16 protein-coding genes, 1 pseudogene and 1 other annotated feature are annotated in these 19,413 nt (G+C 51.1%); of the genes and pseudogenes, 15 read left to right on the plus strand and 2 right to left on the minus strand.

Annotated features, from left to right (window positions below; genetic code table 11):
- The first annotated feature begins 129 nt into the window (after positions 1-129).
- The 9 genes and pseudogenes from TX85_RS03300 to argS all read left to right on the plus strand — a co-directional run bounded on the left by TX85_RS03300 (position 130) and on the right by argS (position 11,335).
- A pseudogene (locus TX85_RS03300) lies at positions 130-3,736 on the plus strand (DNA polymerase III subunit alpha).
- 65 nt (positions 3,737-3,801) lie between these two features.
- Positions 3,802-4,290, plus strand: a complete 489-nt coding sequence (locus TX85_RS03305) for a phosphatidylglycerophosphatase A family protein (protein WP_044477711.1) — start codon at positions 3,802-3,804, stop codon at positions 4,288-4,290.
- 114 nt (positions 4,291-4,404) lie between these two features.
- A complete protein-coding gene (locus TX85_RS03310) occupies positions 4,405-4,593 on the plus strand; it encodes a hypothetical protein (protein WP_044477712.1) in 189 nt (62 codons plus the stop codon).
- 81 nt (positions 4,594-4,674) lie between these two features.
- Positions 4,675-5,568: an acetyl-CoA carboxylase, carboxyltransferase subunit beta gene (accD, locus tag TX85_RS03315; RefSeq protein ID WP_044477713.1), complete on the plus strand. Its 894-nt coding sequence runs from the start codon at positions 4,675-4,677 to the stop codon at positions 5,566-5,568.
- 1 nt (position 5,569) lies between these two features.
- A complete protein-coding gene (locus tag TX85_RS03320) occupies positions 5,570-6,577 on the plus strand; it encodes an acetyl-CoA carboxylase carboxyltransferase subunit alpha (protein WP_044477714.1) in 1,008 nt (335 codons plus the stop codon).
- Positions 6,578-6,696: 119 nt separating this feature from the next.
- Positions 6,697-8,118 (plus strand): pyruvate kinase, encoded by a 1,422-nt coding sequence (pyk, locus tag TX85_RS03325; protein ID WP_044477715.1) that lies wholly within the window; start codon positions 6,697-6,699, stop codon positions 8,116-8,118.
- Positions 8,119-8,314: 196 nt separating this feature from the next.
- Positions 8,315-8,731 (plus strand): acyl-CoA thioesterase, encoded by a 417-nt coding sequence (locus tag TX85_RS03330; protein WP_044477716.1) that lies wholly within the window; start codon positions 8,315-8,317, stop codon positions 8,729-8,731.
- 98 nt (positions 8,732-8,829) lie between these two features.
- Positions 8,830-9,222 (plus strand): FxsA family protein, encoded by a 393-nt coding sequence (locus tag TX85_RS03335; RefSeq protein WP_044477717.1) that lies wholly within the window; start codon positions 8,830-8,832, stop codon positions 9,220-9,222.
- A 115-nt stretch (positions 9,223-9,337) separates the two neighbouring features.
- Positions 9,338-9,563 (plus strand) — a binding site (T-box leader).
- A 44-nt stretch (positions 9,564-9,607) separates the two neighbouring features.
- On the plus strand, positions 9,608-11,335 hold the full coding sequence (gene argS / locus TX85_RS03340) for an arginine--tRNA ligase (protein WP_044477718.1): 1,728 nt from the start codon (positions 9,608-9,610) through the stop codon (positions 11,333-11,335).
- An 18-nt stretch (positions 11,336-11,353) separates the two neighbouring features.
- On the opposite strand, the gene ytvI is transcribed toward argS, so the two are convergent.
- On the minus strand, positions 11,354-12,472 hold the full coding sequence (ytvI, locus tag TX85_RS03345; protein WP_044477719.1) for a sporulation integral membrane protein YtvI: 1,119 nt from the start codon (positions 12,470-12,472) through the stop codon (positions 11,354-11,356).
- 271 nt (positions 12,473-12,743) lie between these two features.
- On the opposite strand from ytvI, the gene TX85_RS03350 reads away from it, so the two are divergent.
- The 4 genes from TX85_RS03350 to TX85_RS03365 all read left to right on the plus strand — a co-directional run bounded on the left by TX85_RS03350 (position 12,744) and on the right by TX85_RS03365 (position 16,795).
- On the plus strand, positions 12,744-13,856 hold the full coding sequence (locus TX85_RS03350) for a citrate/2-methylcitrate synthase (protein WP_044477720.1): 1,113 nt from the start codon (positions 12,744-12,746) through the stop codon (positions 13,854-13,856).
- A gap of 122 nt (positions 13,857-13,978) precedes the next feature.
- Positions 13,979-15,274, plus strand: a complete 1,296-nt coding sequence (gene icd, locus TX85_RS03355) for an NADP-dependent isocitrate dehydrogenase (protein ID WP_044477721.1) — start codon at positions 13,979-13,981, stop codon at positions 15,272-15,274.
- 9 nt (positions 15,275-15,283) lie between these two features.
- The gene (gene mdh / locus TX85_RS03360) at positions 15,284-16,231 is read left to right on the plus strand and encodes a malate dehydrogenase (RefSeq protein ID WP_044477722.1); all 948 of its coding nucleotides are present in this window, start codon (positions 15,284-15,286) and stop codon (positions 16,229-16,231) included.
- A 132-nt stretch (positions 16,232-16,363) separates the two neighbouring features.
- The gene (locus tag TX85_RS03365; RefSeq protein WP_044477723.1) at positions 16,364-16,795 is read left to right on the plus strand and encodes a hypothetical protein; all 432 of its coding nucleotides are present in this window, start codon (positions 16,364-16,366) and stop codon (positions 16,793-16,795) included.
- Positions 16,796-16,884: 89 nt separating this feature from the next.
- On the opposite strand, the gene TX85_RS03370 is transcribed toward TX85_RS03365, so the two are convergent.
- A complete protein-coding gene (locus TX85_RS03370; protein ID WP_044477724.1) occupies positions 16,885-17,232 on the minus strand; it encodes a helix-turn-helix domain-containing protein in 348 nt (115 codons plus the stop codon).
- Positions 17,233-17,355: 123 nt separating this feature from the next.
- Here TX85_RS03370 and TX85_RS03375 point away from each other — a divergent pair, with 123 nt between their 5' ends.
- Both TX85_RS03375 and TX85_RS03380 read left to right on the plus strand, forming a co-directional pair.
- Positions 17,356-18,240: a glycosyltransferase gene (locus TX85_RS03375; RefSeq protein WP_044477725.1), complete on the plus strand. Its 885-nt coding sequence runs from the start codon at positions 17,356-17,358 to the stop codon at positions 18,238-18,240.
- Between the two features lie 137 nt (positions 18,241-18,377).
- Positions 18,378-19,247, plus strand: a complete 870-nt coding sequence (locus TX85_RS03380) for an SDR family oxidoreductase (protein WP_044477726.1) — start codon at positions 18,378-18,380, stop codon at positions 19,245-19,247.
- The last annotated feature ends 166 nt before the right edge of the window (positions 19,248-19,413 follow it).

Genomic DNA, 19,413 nt, shown 5'->3' on the forward strand with positions numbered 1-19,413 from the left:
CTGTTTGTCTATACCATTCTATGGGCACTTGTCCGCATTCTATGATAGAATAATTTAAAAGGGAACAAATGTTTCTCCCTGGGCAATATGAGGGGGACTTATTACGGTCTGGCGAAAGGTTGGGAAGGCATGAACAGCAATCCATTCGTTCATCTGCATGTACACAGTGAATATAGCTTGCTTGACGGCGCAGCCCGTCTTGAAGAGCTGGTGGAAAAGGCTGCGGGATTAGGCATGAGCTCGCTGGCTCTGACCGACCACGGTGTCATGTATGGAGCCATTCCATTTTATAAATTGTGCAAGGCTAACGGGATCAAGCCGATTATCGGCTGCGAGATGTACTTTACAGCCGGTTCGCGCAAAGAGCGGGGGAGCCGGAAGGATCAGCCAATTCACCACTTGATCTTGTTGGCCAAGAATGAGGAGGGTTATCGGAATCTGATGCGGCTCTGCTCCATTGGGCATCTGGAGGGATTCCATTATAAGCCGCGCATCGACTGGGAGGTGCTGGAGCGGCATCACGAGGGACTTGTCTGTCTCAGCGCTTGCCTGGGCGGCGAGGTGCCGCAGCATCTGCTGCATGGACGGCCCGGCGAGGCCAAGCGCGCCGCTCTCCGGTACAAAGAAGTATTCGGCGAGGATTTCTATCTTGAATTGCAGGATCACAGTATGCCGGAGCAGAAAAAGGTGAACCCGCTGCTTATTGAACTGGCTGCAGAGATCGGGGTACAGCTTGTCGCCACAAATGATGTCCATTATTTGGAGCGGGAAGATGCCAAGATGCAGGATGTGCTTATCTGCATTGGAACGGGAAAGAACATTGAGGATGAAGAGCGGTTCCAGATCGGTACAGAGCAGCTCTATATGAAGAGCGGTGAACAAATGGCCGCACTCTTCCCTCATGTTCCCGAAGCCATTGCAAATACCGCAGTGATTGCGGACAAGTGTAATCTGGAGCTGGAGTTCGGCCGGCACATCCTGCCTGCCTTTCGGCCGATACCGGAAGGAATGGATGCAGGGACGTATCTTGCGGAGCTATGCCGCCAGGGGCTGGAATCCCGGTACCGAGGGCAGGAGATTTGGGAGAACGAAGACGGCAGGAGAAAATTGCAGGAGCGGCTCGGCTACGAGCTGGGCGTCATTGCCAGCATGGGCTTCTCCGATTATTTCCTTATCGTATGGGATTTTATTGCTTATGCACATTCCAGAGGAATCGCTACCGGGCCGGGCCGGGGATCCTCCGCAGGCAGCCTGGTGGCTTATGTATTGAAGATAACCGACGTAGATCCGATGAAATACAAGCTGTTGTTCGAGCGCTTCCTGAATCCAGAGCGGGTAACGATGCCGGATATCGATATTGACTTCAGCGATGAGCGCCGGGATGAGGTTATCGCTTACGTCGCCGAGAAATACGGCTCCGAGCATGTCGCGCAGATTATTACCTTTGGAACGATGGCGGCCCGTGCGGCGGTCCGGGATGTCGGGCGGGCGATGAATGTGCCTTTTGCCGAGGTGGACAAGGTTGCCAAGCTGATTCCTGGAAATCTGGGGATTACGATCGAGCGGGCATTGGAGATCAGCTCGGATTTGAAGCAGCTGTATGAGACCCAGGTAAGAGTGAAGGGACTGCTCGATATGGCCCGCAAGGTGGAGGGGATGCCCCGGCATGCTTCGACGCATGCTGCGGGCGTCGTAATCTCGCGTGATCCGTTGACCGATGCGGTTCCCCTGCAGGCGGGCAGTGAAGGAACGGCGCTGACTCAGTACTCGATGGAGCATCTGGAGTCGGTCGGCTTGCTGAAGATGGATTTTCTCGGATTAAGGACATTGTCTATCATCGAGCGCTGCAGCAACTGGATTGCCGAACAGACGGGTCAAGCCCCGGATTTCCGCGAAGTAGCGGATGATGATCCGCTGACGTATGAGATTCTCGGCCATGGCGAGACGACGGGCGTATTCCAGATGGAATCGGCGGGAATCCGGCGGGTGCTTCGGGATCTTAAGCCGACGGTCTTTGAAGATGTGATCTCGGTCGTAGCCTTGTACCGGCCTGGACCGATGGAATTTATTCCGAAGTTCATCTCCGCCAAGCATGGGGAGACGGCAGTGGACTATCCCCATCCTGATCTGGAACCGATTCTGCGGGATACTTACGGAATCATCGTTTATCAGGAGCAAATCATGCAGATTGCTTCCAAGATGGCAGGCTTCTCGCTGGGGGAAGCGGATTTGCTGCGGCGCGCCGTCTCCAAGAAGAAGCGCGAGGTGCTGGATCAGGAGCGCAGCCACTTTGTGGCCGGAAGCGTGAAGCTGGGATACCGCGAAGAGGATGCCCATGCGGTCTACGACATGATTGTCAGATTCGCCAATTACGGCTTCCCACGCGCCCATGCGGCAGCCTATGGTGTGCTTGCATTCCAGACGGCTTACCTGAAGGCGCATTATCCTGTGCATTTTATGGCCTCCATGCTGACGGCCGTGATGGGAAGTCACCGCAAGGTGGCTGAATATATTGTCGAATGCCGTAGAATGGGAATTACCGTGCTGGCCCCCGGATGTAAATGAGAGTAGTGTTCTGTTCACCCCGCTGGATGGCGTGATCCGGTTTGGCCTGGCTGCCATCAAGAATGTCGGCACCCAGGCGATGGAGAGCATTCTTCAGGAGCGGAAGGAACGGCCCTTCGACAGCTTGCTCGATTTCTGCCGCCGCGTGGATCTTCGCGTCTGCAACAAGCGGGTGATCGAGTCGTTGATTCAGGGGGGAGCGTTCGACGCGCTCCCAGGACACCGGGCTCAACTGCTCGCAATGCTTGATGAGACGGTGGAGGCGGCTGTAAAGTGGCGGAAGGAACGTGAAGATCTGCAGATCCAGCTGTTTGATTTTGTGGAGACGCCCCATTGGGAGATCGACTACCCGGAGGTTCAGCGCTTGTCGAGTGCGGAACAGCTGGAATTGGAGCGGGAGCTGCTCGGCCTGTATCTCTCGGGACATCCTCTGGATGATTACGAGCAGGCACTGGAGCAGGAAGGCATTGACAAGCTGATGGAGCTGGAGGAGGCGCCGGATGAGAAGAAGACGGTGGTCGCCGGTATGGTCGTCTCGATCAAGGCGATTACAACCAAGCAGGGCAAGGCGATGGCCTTCATGGAGCTGGAGGACCAGATCGAGCGCTGCGAGGTCGTGCTCTTCCCTGAGGTGTGGCGGCGTTCTTCGCGCCACATCAGCAAGGGGGCTCTGCTTGCGCTCCGCGCCACCGTCCAGCAGCAGGACGAAGGCTTCAAGCTGCTGGCCGATGAGGTGGCGCCGCTAAGCGCGCAGAGCCTGCAGGAGCTGCGGCGCGGCCTCGCCAGAGGCGGGCGCGCCGCAGCGGATGGGCGTGCGGGGCGCACAGCTCCCGCACGCAAGAGCCCTGCTGCGCCGCCGTCCGGCGCAGCGCAGCAGGCACCGCCTTCGGGCGCCGCCGCGGACAAACCGGCGGCGCCCGAAGGCGAGCCGAAGACGTCTGCAGGGCAGCGCGTCTTCGTGAAGATCACGGCGGCGGCGGAGAACGCCCGCCTGCTGGAGCAGCTTAAGGCGCTGCTCGAACAGCACAACGGTCCTGTGCCGACCGTGCTGTTCTACGAGCGGACAGGCAAGCTGCTCGAGTTAAGTGAACGCTACCGCATCCGTCCATCGCCGGAGCTGTTTCGCGAGATGGAGACCGTGCTCGGTCCAAATACGGTGCGCATACGATAGAATTTCAGAGCACATTTCGGCATCCCTCCGCATACACTTAGGAACACGAACGGAGGGATGCTTCTATGTCATATCAGCTTGCAGAGAGTTGGTTGCTGCGCCGCGGAATTACCCTGGAGCAGATTGCGGATATCGTCTACGATCTGCAGCTTCCATATCATGAAGGACTACAGCCGGAGGCTTGTCTGGAGAGTGTCAAGGCCGTTTTGCAAAAGCGGGAGGTACAGTATACGCTGTTCACGGGCGTCGCCCTGGACGAGTTGGCGGAGCAGAATCTGTTGCCGGAACCGCTGCAGTCTATTCTAAATGCCGATGAAGCACTGTACGGGGTGGATGAGACGATGGCCCTCGGCATCACAAGCGTATTCGGCATGATCGGTCTGACCAGCTTCGGCTATCTGGACAAGGTAAAGCCGAAGGTGATCGGTACGCTGAATAACACGCAGGGACATATCCATGTCTTCCTTGATGATCTGGTCGCCGGACTGGCAGCAGCCGCTTCGGCAAGAATCGCGCATAAAGACGACAACGCTGCGACATATTTTGCAAATTAATCCAGTCCCTTACTCACAGGCACCATGCGCTCTTTGTTGCGGTAATTTTGACAATTGTGTTATCATTACTCTATTATTGGGCTCAACAATATTGTAGGGGGCTTGGAAGAGGACATGTGGACTGTAATGTACATTGCGCCTACCGCGAAGATTGCGGACATGATCAAGACGAGACTCACCGAAGAAGGCTTTCTTGTCCAAACCCGTCCTGTCAATTTATCCAAACAGCAGTTTGAGATTCTTGTACCGTCAGGTGAACTCGAAGAGGTTCAGGAAGTGCTTAATAACATATTGCATCCATAAGAGGCAAGGAAATCATGAAGACCCGGTTTCCTTGTCTTGCTGCGATGTGGCGAAATATGGAATGCTGAAGAGGTGGAGTTGTTGTTTAAAGACTTGTTCCAGAAGAAAAGAAAATACGCGACCATTCCTTCAGAACGATTGGGAAGCGATCCGCTGCCGGCGGAAGGAGACCGCCCCAAGCGGGAGATCCCGGAAGGTCTGATGAACAAATGCAGCCGCTGCGGCAGCATTCAATACAGTAAAGAGCTGGAGAAGAACCTGAAAGTTTGCTCCTCCTGCGGACATCATATGCGGCTGAATGCAATGGAGCGAATCCGGATGACGGTCGATGAAGGCAGCTTCATTGAGTATGATGAGGATCTTGTATCCGTGGATCCGCTGAGCTTTCCTGGCTATGCCAGCAAGCTGGAGCAGCAGAAGATGAAATCGGGCCTGCGGGAAGCTGTAGTGACCGGCGAAGGACTTGTTGGCGGCTTTCCGGCAGTGATGGCGGTGATGAGCTTTGACTTTTTCTCCGGAAGCATGGGCTCCGTGGTTGGAGAGAAAATCACCCGCGCTATCGAAACGGCTACAGAGAAGCGCCTGCCGCTTGTCATCTTCTCGACCTCGGGGGGCGCACGCATGCAGGAGAGTATCCTAAGTCTCATGCAGATGGCGAAGACGAGCGCCGCGCTTGCACGGCTGGACGAGCAGGGAGGCTTGTTTATCTCGGTCATTACCGATCCGACGACCGGAGGGGTATCGGCCAGCTTTGCTATGCTCGGTGATATTATAATGGCTGAACCGGGAGCCGTATTCGGGTTCGCCGGACGGATTGTCATTGAGCAGACGATTCGCCAGAAGCTGCCGGATGATTTTCAGACAGCAGAATTCAATCTTCAGCACGGGCAACTGGATATGGTCGTTCATCGGAAAGAGATGAGGGCAACCTTGTCCAAGCTGCTGGAAATGCATACTCCGAAAGGAGGAGTGTAGAATGGCTGTGGAAATGCCTTTTGAAGCGCCTCTCGCTCAATTAAGGGAGAAGATTCGGGAACTGGAGCAGTTTGGTCAAGAGAAGGGAATTGACTTCAGCGAGGAAATTGCTCGCCTGGAAGAGAGATACAAGGAGCTGGAGGAGGAAATCTACAGCAATATCTCCCCTTCCCAAAAAATGCATCTGGCCCGCCACCATCAGCGCCCGACATCCCTGGATCTGATCGGGCTGATCTTTGAGGATTATATGGAGCTCCATGGAGACCGCCTGTTCGGAGATGATCTGGCTGTGGTCGGAGGCCTTGCTAAATTGGACGGTGTTCCGGTTACTGTGCTTGGGCAACAGCGGGGGAAGGATACGAAGGATAATATCGCCCGCTTCTTCGGCAGCGCCCATCCTGAGGGCTTCCGCAAGGCGCTCAGATTAATGCGCCAGGCGGACAAGTTTGGACGTCCGATCATCACGTTTATCGATACCAAAGGTGCTTATCCGGGCATTACTGCGGAGGAGAGAGGGCAGTCGGAAGCGATCGCCCGCAATCTGCTGGAAATGGCTAAACTTCGCGTGCCCGTAATCTGTGTGGTCATCGGGGAAGGCGGGAGCGGCGGCGCGCTTGCTCTCGGAGTCGGCAATCGGGTTCTGATGCTGGAGAATGCGATTTATTCGGTAATCTCTCCGAATGGCGCGGCATCTATTCTCTGGAAGGATGCATCCAAGGCTGACCAGGCTGCCGAAGCGATGAAAATTACAGCACAGGATCTGCTCGAAATGGAAGTGATCGAGGAAATTGTGCCTGAGCCTAGGGGCGGTGCTCATCGAGATTACGAGGAAGCAGCGGCAGCTATTAAGGAGCGCCTGCTGCGTCACTTGGAGGAGCTGTCTGCGCTTCATCCGGATGAGCTTGTAGAGGACCGCTACCGGAAGTTCCGTAAGATCGGCGAATTTGAAGAGCAAAGAAAAACGGCTGAAATGCCGATAATAGATACTGTAACGGCAAGCAATGACTAATATACGGCAAAGACTGTTACAATATGAGAAACTTCCTATACAAATGTAGGTTTTTGTAGTAAATTTAGTTGTTGGAAAAGATGTTATAGAGAGAAAAATTTAATACGGAGGAAACCCAAATGCGCAAAACAAAAATCGTATGTACTATCGGTCCTTCTAGTGAATCGTTAGAGAACATCAAGAAGCTGATTATGGCCGGAATGAACGTCGCTCGCCTTAACTTCTCCCACGGAGATTATGAGGAGCATGGCGGCCGGATCAAGACGATCCGCCAGGCGAGTGCTGAGCTGGGGAAATCAATCGCCATACTGTTGGACACAAAAGGTCCTGAAATCCGCACAGGCAAGCTGAAAGTAGAGCCGATCGAGCTTGAGCAAGACGAACTTATCACTTTGACTACTGAAGAGATTCTTGGTGACAAAGACCGTATCTCCATTACCTATTCGGATCTCCCGAATGATGTTGAAGTAGGTTCGACAATCCTGATCGACGACGGTCTGATTGGGCTGACTGTTCTGGATATTCAAGGAACCGAAATCAAGTGCCGTATCGTAAACGGCGGTACGATCAAGAGTAAAAAAGGCGTAAATGTACCCGGCGTTAACATTTCCCTGCCAGGCATCACCGAGAAAGATGCTAACGATATCAAGTTTGGGATCGAGCAAGGCGTCGATTTTATTGCCGCTTCCTTCGTTCGTAAAGCTAGCGATGTACTTGAAATTCGTGAACTTCTTGAGAAGAACAACGCCACTCAAATTCACATCATCTCCAAAATTGAGAACCAGCAGGGTGTAGACAACCTGGATGAAATCCTGGAGGTTTCCGATGGCCTTATGGTTGCTCGCGGCGACCTTGGTGTTGAAATTCCTGCTGAAGATGTGCCGTTGGCCCAAAAACGCATGATTGAGAAATGTAACCGTGTCGGCAAGCCAGTTATCACGGCTACGCAGATGCTCGACTCGATGCAACGCAACCCGCGTCCTACACGCGCTGAAGCGAGTGACGTGGCTAATGCGATCTTTGACGGAACGGATGCGATCATGCTGTCCGGCGAGACGGCTGCAGGGAAATACCCTGTTGAATCCGTTCTGACGATGTCCCGTATTGCTGAGAAGGCAGAATCCGCACTGGAATACCGCGAGATTTTCATTAAGCAAAGCAATGCGCAACAAACAACTGTAACCGAAGCGATCAGCCAATCCGTAGCCAATTCGGCACTGGAATTGAACGCGAAGGCAATCATTTCTTCGACGGAAACCGGCTATACTGCCCGTATGGTATCGAAGTATCGTCCGAAGGCGCCGATTATTGCGGTTACTACCGAAGAATCAACCATGCGTCGTCTTGCACTGAACTGGGGTGTTACTCCGGTTAAGGGCCAGATCGCAACCTCTACGGATGAAATGTTCGATTATGCAATGAAGGGCGGATTGGATTCCGGCCTGGTTAAAGAAGGAGATCTGGTTGTCATTACAGCTGGTATTCCGCTTGGACGTTCCGGTTCGACCAACCTGGTTAAGATCGGTCAAATCCGTAAATAATTGCTGCTATTACAATCAAAGCAATGGGAAGCCTGGCAACAGGCTATCCCGTTGCTTTTTTACTCTGAATAAGTTAAACGTAGAGACATTGGTGAGATAGGACATAAGTATGAAGTATCCATACGTTTGTCCCCCCTAGAATGGAGTCATTAGTTCAACTCATAATAGGAGTATAATAAACAAGAGGAGTAGCGTGATGTATATTAGTGAGCTTGCGATTAAACCGAAGTATTTTGAGTTTGATATGATGGGAATTATATACCATGCTCACTATCTGGGCTGGTTTGAGGCTGGGCGAACGAAGCTGATCGAGGACTTGGGATTGAATTATATTCACATGGAACAGGCCGGATACATATCCCCGGTGCAGGAGATGAAGGTGGAATACAGAAAAGGAATCCGCTATGGGGATGAGGTGCTTCTTCGCACCTGGATCAAGGAGAACGGTGGCGTGAAGACCGTGTACAGCTATGAAGTGCTGAATGGACAGGACGAATTGTGTGTACAAGGAACCTCTGTCCATTATGTGGTCAGACGCGAGGATTTCAAGCCTGTTCAATTCAAAAAGATATTTCCCGACTGGTATGCCAGATTTGCGGAGGCCAGTGAGTAAATTTTGATTATCGGGAATCAACAAGGTACAATACTCCTTAAGGCGATATTCAGTGCCGAAACTTGAATGCATGCAAGATGCTGGAAAAGGAGTTAACTATGCGGAAATGGATAGCCTTGCTGATCGTTATTGTTCCGGTCGTTGAGTTTTGGGGATACGCATTCGTTGCGGACAGACTTGGACTTGGGAAGACGATCTTTCTGACGTTGGCTACCTCGGTCATTGGCGGTTTGATGATGCAGTTTGAAGGAAGAAAGGTAATGGCCGACGCGAAATCGCAGATTAACGGCGGTCAGGTTCCCGGTAAAATGGCGATTGACGGGATGTGCGTCTTTGCCGGCGGGATCATGCTGTTGCTTCCGGGATTTGTAACGGATGTGCTCGGATTTATTCTGGTATTTCCATTAACACGTCCGCTCTGCCGCGCACTGCTGATGAAATGGATCGGGAAGAAGCTGAAGGATGGTACGATTACCTTTTATCGTCGTTGACTTATTGATCATCATCGTTTATAAATATAAACACGTGAATTTTCATAATCTAAGTTCAAAAAGTTAGCTGAATTACTTCGTGATCAAAAGATGACTTTTTGAACAACCTATATAAGCAATATCGAGGAACGGGACAGTAGCTGATCTATAGTCTATTCAAGCGAGCCGGGAGGGTGGAAGCCGGTATAGACTGGGTAAGCGAAACGGGCCCGGGAGATGGTTTACCGAACGAATCCCTCAAGTAGGTAAATCCGGCACTGGCCGTTATCCAGCAGAGTGACCGGAGCGGTTGTCCGGTACTTAGAGTGGCACCGCGGGAACTTAAGTCTCTCGTCTCTTTTTAGAGGCGAGGGCTTTTTTTATTTTAGGAGAGGGTGAAATCTGAATGAAAAAGCTGCAAAGGGCTGTGGCTGACAAACTGCATGATTGGCTTGAAGGAATCGAGGCGGAAGAACTACTGAAGCTGATGGAAGTTCCCTCAGATGCTTCAAAGGGGGATCTCTCGCTGCCTTGCTTCAAGTTAAGCAAGAAGCTGCGCAAGGCTCCTCAGGAGATCGCCGGTCAACTGGCAAATGCAATCAATGGTTCTCTGGATTCGCAATCGGGAATCGCCCATGCTGAATCGTTGTCGGGTTACCTGAACATTTACTTGGATCCCAAGGTGATCACACCGGGTATTTTGCGGGATATATTGGAGGCTGACGAAGGATACGGCTCCCATCAGGAGGGGAGCGGGAAGACGATCGTTGTTGACTTCTCTTCTCCTAACGTAGCAAAACCGTTTCATGTTGGACATTTGCGTTCAACAGTAATTGGCGGTGCGCTCGTCCGCATTTTCAAATTCATGGGTTATGAGTGCATCGGCATTAATCATCTGGGGGACTGGGGGACCCAATTCGGCAAGCTTGTTGTCGCCTATCGTCTGTGGGGAGATCTGGGAAGGCTGGAGCAGGGGGCTATTGACGAGTTGCTTAGCCTGTATGTCAGATTCCATGAAGAAGCAGAGCGCCGTCCTGAACTGGAAGCTGAGGCGAGAGCGGTCTTTGCCCGAATGGAGCAGGGAGATGCAGAGATGCTGGAGCAATGGAAGTGGTTCGTTGAGCTCAGCCTGTCTGAATTCAACCGGATTTATGAGCTGATGGGGATCTCATTCGATCATATTACGGGAGAGAGCTTTTACAATGACAAGATGGACCGGGTCATTACCGAGCTGCAGGAGCGGGAACTTCTGGAAGAGGATCAGGGGGCGATGCTCGTCCGGTTGGATGATTATAATATGTCTCCGGCATTAATGCTGAAGCAAGACGGCAGCTCGCTTTACCACACGCGTGATGTCGCAGCGGCTTTATATCGTAAGGATACGTATCATTTTCATCAAGCCGTATATGTAACGGATTATTCGCAAAGCCTGCATTTCCGCCAATGGTTCAAGGTTGTGGAGCTTATGGGTTATCCGTGGGCAGATCAACTGGTGCATGTTCCGTTTGGCCGCGTCAGTCTGGAGGGGACAGGCTTTTCTACACGTAAAGGGAATATTGTGAAGCTGGAGGATCTGCTTCAGCAGACAATTGCCAAGGTACGGGAAATTATTGAGGAAAAGAATCCGGGGCTGGAGTGCAAGGATGAGGTGGCAAGACAAGTCGGAGTAGGGGCAGTGATCTTTAATGATCTTAGCTCGAACCGGATTAAGGACATTGTATTTAATTGGGAGCAGGCGCTTAGCTTTGAAGGCGAGACAGGGCCGTATGTGCAGTACACATACGCACGCATCTGCAGTCTGCTTCGAAAGGGGAGAGAGGTATCGGAGATTTTCTCGCAGAGCAACTCGATCGAAGAACTCTACTTGCCCGAGTCCGAGGAATATGCCCTGGTGAAGCAGCTATCTCTGTTTCCTCAATCGGTAGAGTCGGCTGCAGCAAAAATGGAGCCTTCAATCCTATCTCGTTACCTTGTAGATACTGCGCAAGCCTTTAACCGGTTCTACCATCATTGTCCAGTCATGGATGCTGAGCGGAAGCTGCGCGATTCGAGGCTGCTTCTGACGGAAGGCGTGCGTATTACCCTGAATAACGGCCTGAAGCTGATCGGGCTTGAAGCGCCTGAACGAATGTAATCTCCGCTGTTGTCCTGTTTAACGCAGCTTGCCTTCCATAATATAATTTCGAAGATCGCGCAGGAGGCCGGCACGACTCATCGCGCCAAGCAGGATCAGGGCTGCCGGTCCTGCAACCAGACCGAGGAAGCCGAACAGCTTCAAGCCGACAAACATGGAGATCATGGTCGGCAGCGGATCCAGTCCAACGCTGCTGGCCAGAATCTTAGGTTCAATGATCTGCCTTGCGATAATGATGACTCCGTACAACACAGCAAGACCGATGGCGAGGGAGGTGTCTCCTGTCATGAAGCAGTAAAGCAACCAGGGCAGCATGATCGTTCCTACGCCCAGGTAGGGGAGCAGATCGACGAATCCGATCAGGATGGCGTAAGTAAAAGCGGAATTGACGCCGAGCAGGAGCAGTCCGATCAGGACGATGAAGGCGGTCACGGATATGAGCACCAATTGCGCCTGGAAATAACCGGACAGGGCTTGCTGGAGATCCAGCCATACCTCGCGAAAGCTTTTTCGAAACCGTTCCGGAATCGCTTTTGCAAGCCAGATCATGTTTCTGGTCCACTGATTACTGATGAAGAAGGCTGCGGTTAAAATAACAACGAGCAGAATGCCCATGCTGGGCAGCGAGGTCAGCAATTGCAGGATCCCGCCCAGCAATCCATTCAGAAGCCGGGTGATTGCCGATCCGACCGACTGAGCGGTTTGATCGATATTATTATGAATTGTCGTCTCATATCCGGGGTTGTTCGCAATAAATCGGTTGATCTCATTGATAATGTTATGAATGCCTTCGCTCTGCGTCCAATCCACGAACCAACTCTTCCACCGCATAAGATGTCCATCGAGCGATTCGGCGAGGATGAGCAATTCCTCGACCATTCGGGTAACCGCAGCTGCAAGAACGATTCCTCCGCTTACGGCATAAATCAAAAGCGCCCCTGTAACGGCCAGCCAACGGGGTAATCTGAGAGTTATCTGCAGCCATCGGACCAGCGGATTAATCAGATAGGCAATCAGCCAAGCAATCAGAAACGGATAAAGGATAGGGAGCAGCCAGATAAATCCGCCAACGAGAAGGATGATACATAAAGTAACCCAGGTGCCGCGCAGGATGCGCTTTGACATGATGTGATCCATCGTATTTCATCTCCTTCCGTTTGTTGGTGGGGACGGGCTCCTGTTCACATTTTATTTTCTTTATAAGTTATATATTCCGAAACAAATTTTATGTCGAAATGTGACATTAATCATTGCGCCGAGAAAGCGATTACAAAATTTATTTATCTAGGTGATAAAATCATTTGATGATCGGAATGGGGAGTAACGTGTTCCCACGCTTTTAGAAATCCAGTATGATAAATTTAACATGTTACCAAGACAGTGATCCTCTAAAAGGAGAGATGTTCAAATGACGGCTACCAAAGGATTGGAAGGGATTGTAGCAGCAACCTCCTCCATCAGTTCGATCCATGACGGTGTGCTTGCCTACCGCGGTATTAATATTGACGATCTGGCCGAAAAAGCAAGCTATGAAGAGGCGGCTTATTTGTTGTGGTACGGCAAGCTTCCCAATCGTGATCAGCTCTCTGAGCTGCAGGAGCAATTGAATCGGTACGCTCCGGTTCCGGACGCTGTACTGGCACAGATGAAGCTGTATCCTGCCGAGGCGAACACCATGGCAGTCTTGCGAACCTCCGTATCTGCTCTGGCGTTATACGATGAGCAAGCTAACGATAATTCCCGGGAAAGCAATCAATTGAAGGCTATTAAGCTGCAGGCCCAACTGCCGACGCTGATCGCCGCCTTCGCCAGAATTCGTGAAGGAAAAGAACCGATTGCTCCAAAGCAGGGTGTCTCTCTCTCTTATAATTTCCTGTATATGCTATCCGGTGAGGAGCCTGACCCGGTGGCGGTAAAAGCGCTTGATCAGGCCCTGGTTCTCCATGCCGATCATGAGCTGAATGCTTCAACCTTCTCCGCGCGAGTTACCATCGCCACATTGTCGGATATCTACTCCGGTGTTACTTCAGCGATTGGAACCTTGAAGGGGCCTTTGCATGGAGGAGCCAACGAAGCGGTTATGCAAATGCTGAGCGAGATCGGGACGCTTGATCAGGTAGAACCTTATATTCAGAAGAAGCTTGCCAATAAGGAAAAGATCATGGGATTTGGTCATCGGGTCTACAAGAATGGTGATCCTCGTGCGAAGCATCTTCAAAGGATGTCCCGTCAATTGGGATTGATGAAGGGTGATACTACCCTGTATGATATCTCCGTGAGAGTGGAGGAGCTTGTCACATCCCAAAAGGGATTGAAGCCCAATGTCGACTTTTATTCGGCATCGGTCTATACCATGTTAGGTATTCCACGGGATTTGTTCACACCGATTTTTGCAATCAGCCGCCTGTCCGGCTGGACTGCTCATGTGCTTGAACAGCTGGATGACAACCGCATTATCCGTCCGCGAGCCGAATATACGGGGGCGACAAATCAGCAGTACATTCCGATTGATTTGCGCTAGGAAGAGAACAACCCGGGAAACCGGGTTGTCATTGTGATAAAATAAAATTTGAAGTGAATGAAGGCTGTTTTCTTGAACAACTTCAGGTATTACCAAATTCATATGAGGAGGAAACCATAGACATGCTGCAATTAGAAAAGTTTGACCTTCCGACGGAAGGCGAGAAGATCGTAATCGAGGACGGCAAGCTGAAGGTGCCGAATCAACCGGTTATCCCCTTCATTGAGGGAGACGGAACAGGAAGAGATATCTGGAAGGCGTCGAAGCGGGTGCTGGATGCAGCGGTGGAGAAGGCATACCGCGGCGAGAAAAAAATCGCCTGGTATGAGGTGTTTGCAGGAGAGAAGGCCTTTAATACATACGGAGAATGGCTTCCGAATGATACGCTCGAAGCGATCCGTGAATACATTGTGGCGATCAAGGGACCGCTGACTACTCCGATCGGCGGAGGAATCCGATCATTGAACGTGGCGCTCCGTCAGGAGCTGGACCTGTATGTATGTCTGCGTCCGGTTCGATACTTTGATGGTGTTCCGTCGCCGGTCAAGCGTCCCGAGCTTGTGGACATGGTTATTTTCCGTGAAAATACGGAGGATATCTACGCGGGAATTGAATATAAGGAAGGCTCTGAGGAAGTCAAGAAGGTGCTTGCTTTCCTGCAAAATGAGATGGGCGTGAAGAAGATTCGCTTCCCAGAGACATCCGGGATCGGGATAAAGCCGGTATCGGAGGAAGGCTCCAAGCGCCTCGTTCGTGCAGCGGTGGAATATGCAATCAAGCATAACCGCAAGAGCGTGACTTTGGTGCATAAAGGAAACATCATGAAGTTCACCGAGGGTGCATTCAAGAACTGGGGTTATGAGGTTGCCGAGGAGGAATTCGGCGACAAGGTATTTACCTGGGCCGAATATGACCGTATCAAGGAACAATCCGGAGCGGACGCGGCGAATCAGGCTCAGAAGGAAGCACAGGACGCAGGCAAGATTATTATCAAGGATGCTATTGCCGATATTGCGCTCCAGCAGGTGCTTACCCGTCCGACCGATTTTGACGTCATTGCTACGCTCAATCTGAACGGCGATTATCTGTCTGATGCGCTGGCTGCACAGGTTGGAGGAATCGGGATTGCACCGGGTGCGAATATCAACTATGTGACCGGCCATGCGATCTTTGAGGCTACCCATGGCACGGCTCCGAAATATGCAGATCTGGATGTAGTCAATCCGGGCTCCGTGATTCTGTCCGGCGTCATGCTGCTTGAGCACCTGGGGTGGCAGGAAGCTGCCGACTTGATCTATAAGGGACTGGAGACTTCCATTAACAACAAGACGGTTACCTATGATTTTGCCCGCCTGATGGAAGGCGCAACAGAAGTGAAATGCTCCGAATTTGCGGATCATGTTATAAAAAATATGTAGGAGGTCTTCATGAAACGGAAGAAAATTACGGTGGTAGGCGCCGGATTTACAGGAGCGACCACAGCCCTGATGCTGGCCCAAAGAGAACTAGGAGACGTTGTTCTGCTTGATATTCCCCAATTGGAGAACCCGACAAAGGGCAAGGCGCTCGATATGCTGGAGGCCAGTCCGGTACAAGGCTTTGACAGTCAAATTATCGGAACATCCTCTTACGAGGATGCTGCGGATTCTGACATCGTGATTATTACTGCAGGGATTGCCCGCAAGCCAGGCATGAGCCGGGATGATCTGGTTCATACCAATGCGGGAATTGTAACTTCCGTTTGTGAAAATGTTAAGAAGTATTGCCCGGATTCCATCGTGATTATCCTTAGCAACCCGGTGGATGCCATGACTTATGCCGCTTATCAGGCACTTGGATTCCCCAAGAGCCGAGTCATCGGCCAGTCCGGTGTACTGGATACAGCCCGCTACTGTACATTCATAGCCCAAGAGCTGAATGTCTCGGTGGAGGATGTACGAGGCTTCGTGCTGGGCGGCCATGGGGATGACATGGTGCCTCTGGTCCGGTATTCCAGTGTTGGCGGCATTCCGATCGATACCTTGATTTCCAAGGAGAGAATCGAGGAAATTGTTCAGCGGACACGGGTTGGCGGCGGCGAGATTGTCAATCTGCTTGGCAACGGCAGCGCCTATTATGCTCCTGCAGCATCGCTGGTTCAGATGACGGAAGCGATCCTGAAGGACAAGAAGCGCATCCTGCCGGTGATTGCTCTGCTTGAAGGGGAATACGGCTATGATGGTCTGTTCCTTGGGGTTCCGGTCACACTTGGCGGAGCCGGAATTGAGAAGGTATTCGAGCTTGAGCTCACATCCGAGGAGAAGGCGGCATTGGATAAATCTGCTGACTCGGTACGTGCAGTGATTGCTGTTGTCGAGAGCAAAGCAGGCGCTTAATAGGATTTGGGATAGGAGAGGCTTTCTCCAAGATTTCAGGATCTTGAGAGAAGGCTTCTTCTTTCTTTTATAGGTAGAAAAAGCTATAATAGATTATAATAAATCTAATTAGCGATGAAAGGTGGATATGAAATGAACTTTGCATTTGTGGCAGTCATGTTCTTGCATATTCTTGGCACACTCGCACTCGGATTCTACGTACTCCTGCCTCTTGTGTTAGGAAAGGTCGGCAAGCTATCTCTGGCGGCACAGGAAGGAACGGTATCCGCTGTTAAAACCCTGAATACATACGCCCAAATCGCGTTGGTGCTTCAGCTGCTTACGGGCGGGTACTTGATGACATTCCGCGACTATTCCGTAACTTGGATGGTTATTGTGATCGTCCTCTTCCTGGCGATCGGGGCCCTTAGCGGAATGATGGGCAAGCCGCTTCGCGTTGCGATTGATGGAATTCGTTCGAAGAAAGGATTCCAGGAAGTCGCCGGCAAGCTGCGTGTATTCAGTAGTCTGTTGTGCGTATGCGTGCTGCTGATCGCTTTCTTTATGGTTTACCGCGCCATTTAAGTTTAAGTTAACGAATCACAAAGCGACACCAGAAACAGGAAAGAGGCTGAACGAAGCGTCAATCATTTGACGTAAGTTCAGCCTCTTTGTTATTCAGATGGGTTCGTATTCATTTCGTCCAGGTGTGCAAACATCATCTTCAGAATATCCAGGGCCAGCTGTTTTTCCTTTGGGGTCCGGTCGAGCATAATCTGACGGATCTGGTTCATGAATTGGTCGTCACTGATGGCGATAGAATCATGGAGCAGGTAGTCCACCGTTACGCCAAGCTGATTAGCCAGCTTAACCAAGGTGTCAAGGGAAAGGCTCCGTTCTCCTCTTTCAATTTGTCCGATATAGGCATCAGAAACCTCGACTTTTTCAGCGAGTTTTTCCTGAGTCCAATTCATTTTGTGGCGTTCTTCCCGAAGTCTTTTGCCTAGTGCATTGTAGTTCATAGTTCCCCTCCTATATTTACCATAGATAGAATAGCAGGCAAAGATAATAAACTAATTGTTTTGTTTTTATTTACTGACAGCATTAATTGGTTTATTATGGAATTGATAGAAAGGGGAAGAGGTATGACTTTGAACTGTAATATTTCAATTATTTTTACAGTGAAGAACGCTGGAATTGGCTTATACATGACCATGGAATCACTCAAGGTGACGCGGACGCATCTCCCTTATGAAGTCATTATTGTAGACGAGGGCTCGATCGACGGCTGCTGTGATTTTCTAATGTATTATCATTTTCCAAGCCCTCTGAAATTATTAAAGGGTCGGCCGGGGATTCCGTCCCGCAATCTGGCAGCCGCCCATGCCTCAGGGCAGGTTATTATATTCTGCAACTCCAGTTTGTACTTTGAGGATGATTGCCTCGAGCTGTTATCCAGAAGAATTATGGACGAAGAAGTCGAAGCTCAGTCTCCCCGGATAACCATACAGGCGCATGCGGGCAGCAGCAAGGGTCTGGAGGGCTGCGGAGGGATTCTTGATTCCTTCTCCATGTATCCGCTGCTTTACGAGGGAAGCGATGAATTATGCTGGCTGTCGCCGGATTGCTGGGCTGTGAATCTTATGTGCTTCCGTGATCTGGGAGGCGTTGAGGAAGGGTTCAGCAGCAAGGAGCTGGAGACGGCTGAATTTTCGATAAGGTTATGGTTGTCCGGCGGCAGCTGCAGAATACAGGAGGAAGCAACCTTGACTGCGGTCTACAGGCCTAATTTTTCCTATGAGACGGAAAGCTATCGCTGGGAGGATGATCTGCTGCTGCTATCCCATTTGCATTTATCTGATGAGAACATCCATAAGTGCCGGCAGCTGGTGCTGCAGTGTTCAGGCCCGGAGGTATTGCAGCATGAGAGAGAGATTGTAAGGATGGCTGCTTCGTCTCGCTATAAATATGCGTCCCGTCGTAAGCGAGAGGACTCCTGGCTGTTTAACCGATTCAAAGTGGGCGTATAACCGTTCTGTTGTTTGGTTTGCGGGCTGCGGTGGTAATGTACATTTTGAAACGGAATGCACGATAAGCATAAGATTTGCGTGCAGGCCCATCCTAAGAGGTGGATTTCAAAATTGTACGATGAAAGGAGATTACATCGATGTCAGGAAACGGACAGACCAAACAAACGTTGCCTCCTCAACATCAAGACAGACAGCCCGGAATTGAATCTAAAATGAATCCTCAGCCCGAATATGAGGGTAATTATCTTGCAGCCGGCAAGCTTCGCCAAAAGGTTGCGCTGATTACGGGCGGAGACAGCGGAATCGGAAGAGCCGTTGCGGTTGCCTATGCCAAAGAAGGGGCTGACGTAGCCATTGTATACCTGAATGAGCATAGCGATGCCGAGAAGACCAAAGCAGAGGTCGAGCAGGAAGGGCGTAAATGTATTCTGATTCCAGGAGATGTCGGGGAAGAGAGCTTTGCGGCTAAAGCAGTCAAACAAACGGTGGAGGAGCTTGGAGGACTGGATATTCTGGTGAACAATGCGGCGGAACAGCATCCCCAGCCGGGGATTGAAGACATTACCGCAGACCAATTGGAGCGGACGTTCCGGACCAATATTTTCTCCATGTTCTATTTTGTAAAAGCTGCATTGCCTCATCTGAGCAAGGGCAGTGCCGTTATCAACACCGCATCGGTTACAGCGTATCGGGGGAACCCGTCCCTGATCGATTACTCTTCAACCAAGGGGGCGATTGTCAGCTTCACACGGGCCCTATCCATGAATATTGTAGGAAAGACAGGAATCCGTGTAAATGCGGTCGCACCAGGTCCTATCTGGACACCTCTGATCCCCTCGACATTTGATGCGGACCAGGTCTCCAAGTTCGGAGGGGACACGCCAATGCAGCGTCCGGGACAACCTGAAGAGCTGGCTCCGGCTTATGTATATCTTGCTTGCGATGATTCCTCTTACATGAGCGGTCAGGTGCTGCATATCAATGGCGGAGAGATAGTTAACGGATAAGGGGCAGTTCATACAGCCGACTGTTTGGAGACGTACTTGAATATATGCAGCACAAGCTCTCTGCCGGAATGGGATTGGTCCCATGAAAATCGGGCGGAGGGCTTTTTTCATCCTTTAACTTCTTTGAAATTTGTATATTATTTGAACATTCATTTCGTTACCATGA

The sequence above is a fragment of the Paenibacillus antibioticophila genome (genome assembly GCF_000455265.1).
Lineage (GTDB): Bacteria > Bacillota > Bacilli > Paenibacillales > Paenibacillaceae > Fontibacillus > Fontibacillus antibioticophila.

Bases quoted from the DNA above. Each gene is read 5' to 3' on its own strand.
- TX85_RS03305 (WP_044477711.1), top strand. From the start codon at position 3,802: ATGTCATATCAGCTTGCAGAGAGTTGGTTGCTGCGCCGCGGAATTACC.
- TX85_RS03310 (WP_044477712.1), top strand. From the start codon at position 4,405: ATGTGGACTGTAATGTACATTGCGCCTACCGCGAAGATTGCGGACATG.
- TX85_RS03320 (WP_044477714.1), top strand. From the start codon at position 5,570: ATGGCTGTGGAAATGCCTTTTGAAGCGCCTCTCGCTCAATTAAGGGAG.
- pyk (WP_044477715.1), top strand. From the start codon at position 6,697: ATGCGCAAAACAAAAATCGTATGTACTATCGGTCCTTCTAGTGAATCG.
- TX85_RS03330 (WP_044477716.1), top strand. From the start codon at position 8,315: ATGTATATTAGTGAGCTTGCGATTAAACCGAAGTATTTTGAGTTTGAT.
- TX85_RS03335 (WP_044477717.1), top strand. From the start codon at position 8,830: ATGCGGAAATGGATAGCCTTGCTGATCGTTATTGTTCCGGTCGTTGAG.
- argS (WP_044477718.1), top strand. From the start codon at position 9,608: ATGAAAAAGCTGCAAAGGGCTGTGGCTGACAAACTGCATGATTGGCTT.
- ytvI (WP_044477719.1), bottom strand. From the start codon at position 12,472: ATGGATCACATCATGTCAAAGCGCATCCTGCGCGGCACCTGGGTTACT.
- TX85_RS03350 (WP_044477720.1), top strand. From the start codon at position 12,744: ATGACGGCTACCAAAGGATTGGAAGGGATTGTAGCAGCAACCTCCTCC.
- icd (WP_044477721.1), top strand. From the start codon at position 13,979: ATGCTGCAATTAGAAAAGTTTGACCTTCCGACGGAAGGCGAGAAGATC.
- mdh (WP_044477722.1), top strand. From the start codon at position 15,284: ATGAAACGGAAGAAAATTACGGTGGTAGGCGCCGGATTTACAGGAGCG.
- TX85_RS03365 (WP_044477723.1), top strand. From the start codon at position 16,364: ATGAACTTTGCATTTGTGGCAGTCATGTTCTTGCATATTCTTGGCACA.
- TX85_RS03370 (WP_044477724.1), bottom strand. From the start codon at position 17,232: ATGAACTACAATGCACTAGGCAAAAGACTTCGGGAAGAACGCCACAAA.
- TX85_RS03375 (WP_044477725.1), top strand. From the start codon at position 17,356: ATGACTTTGAACTGTAATATTTCAATTATTTTTACAGTGAAGAACGCT.
- TX85_RS03380 (WP_044477726.1), top strand. From the start codon at position 18,378: ATGTCAGGAAACGGACAGACCAAACAAACGTTGCCTCCTCAACATCAA.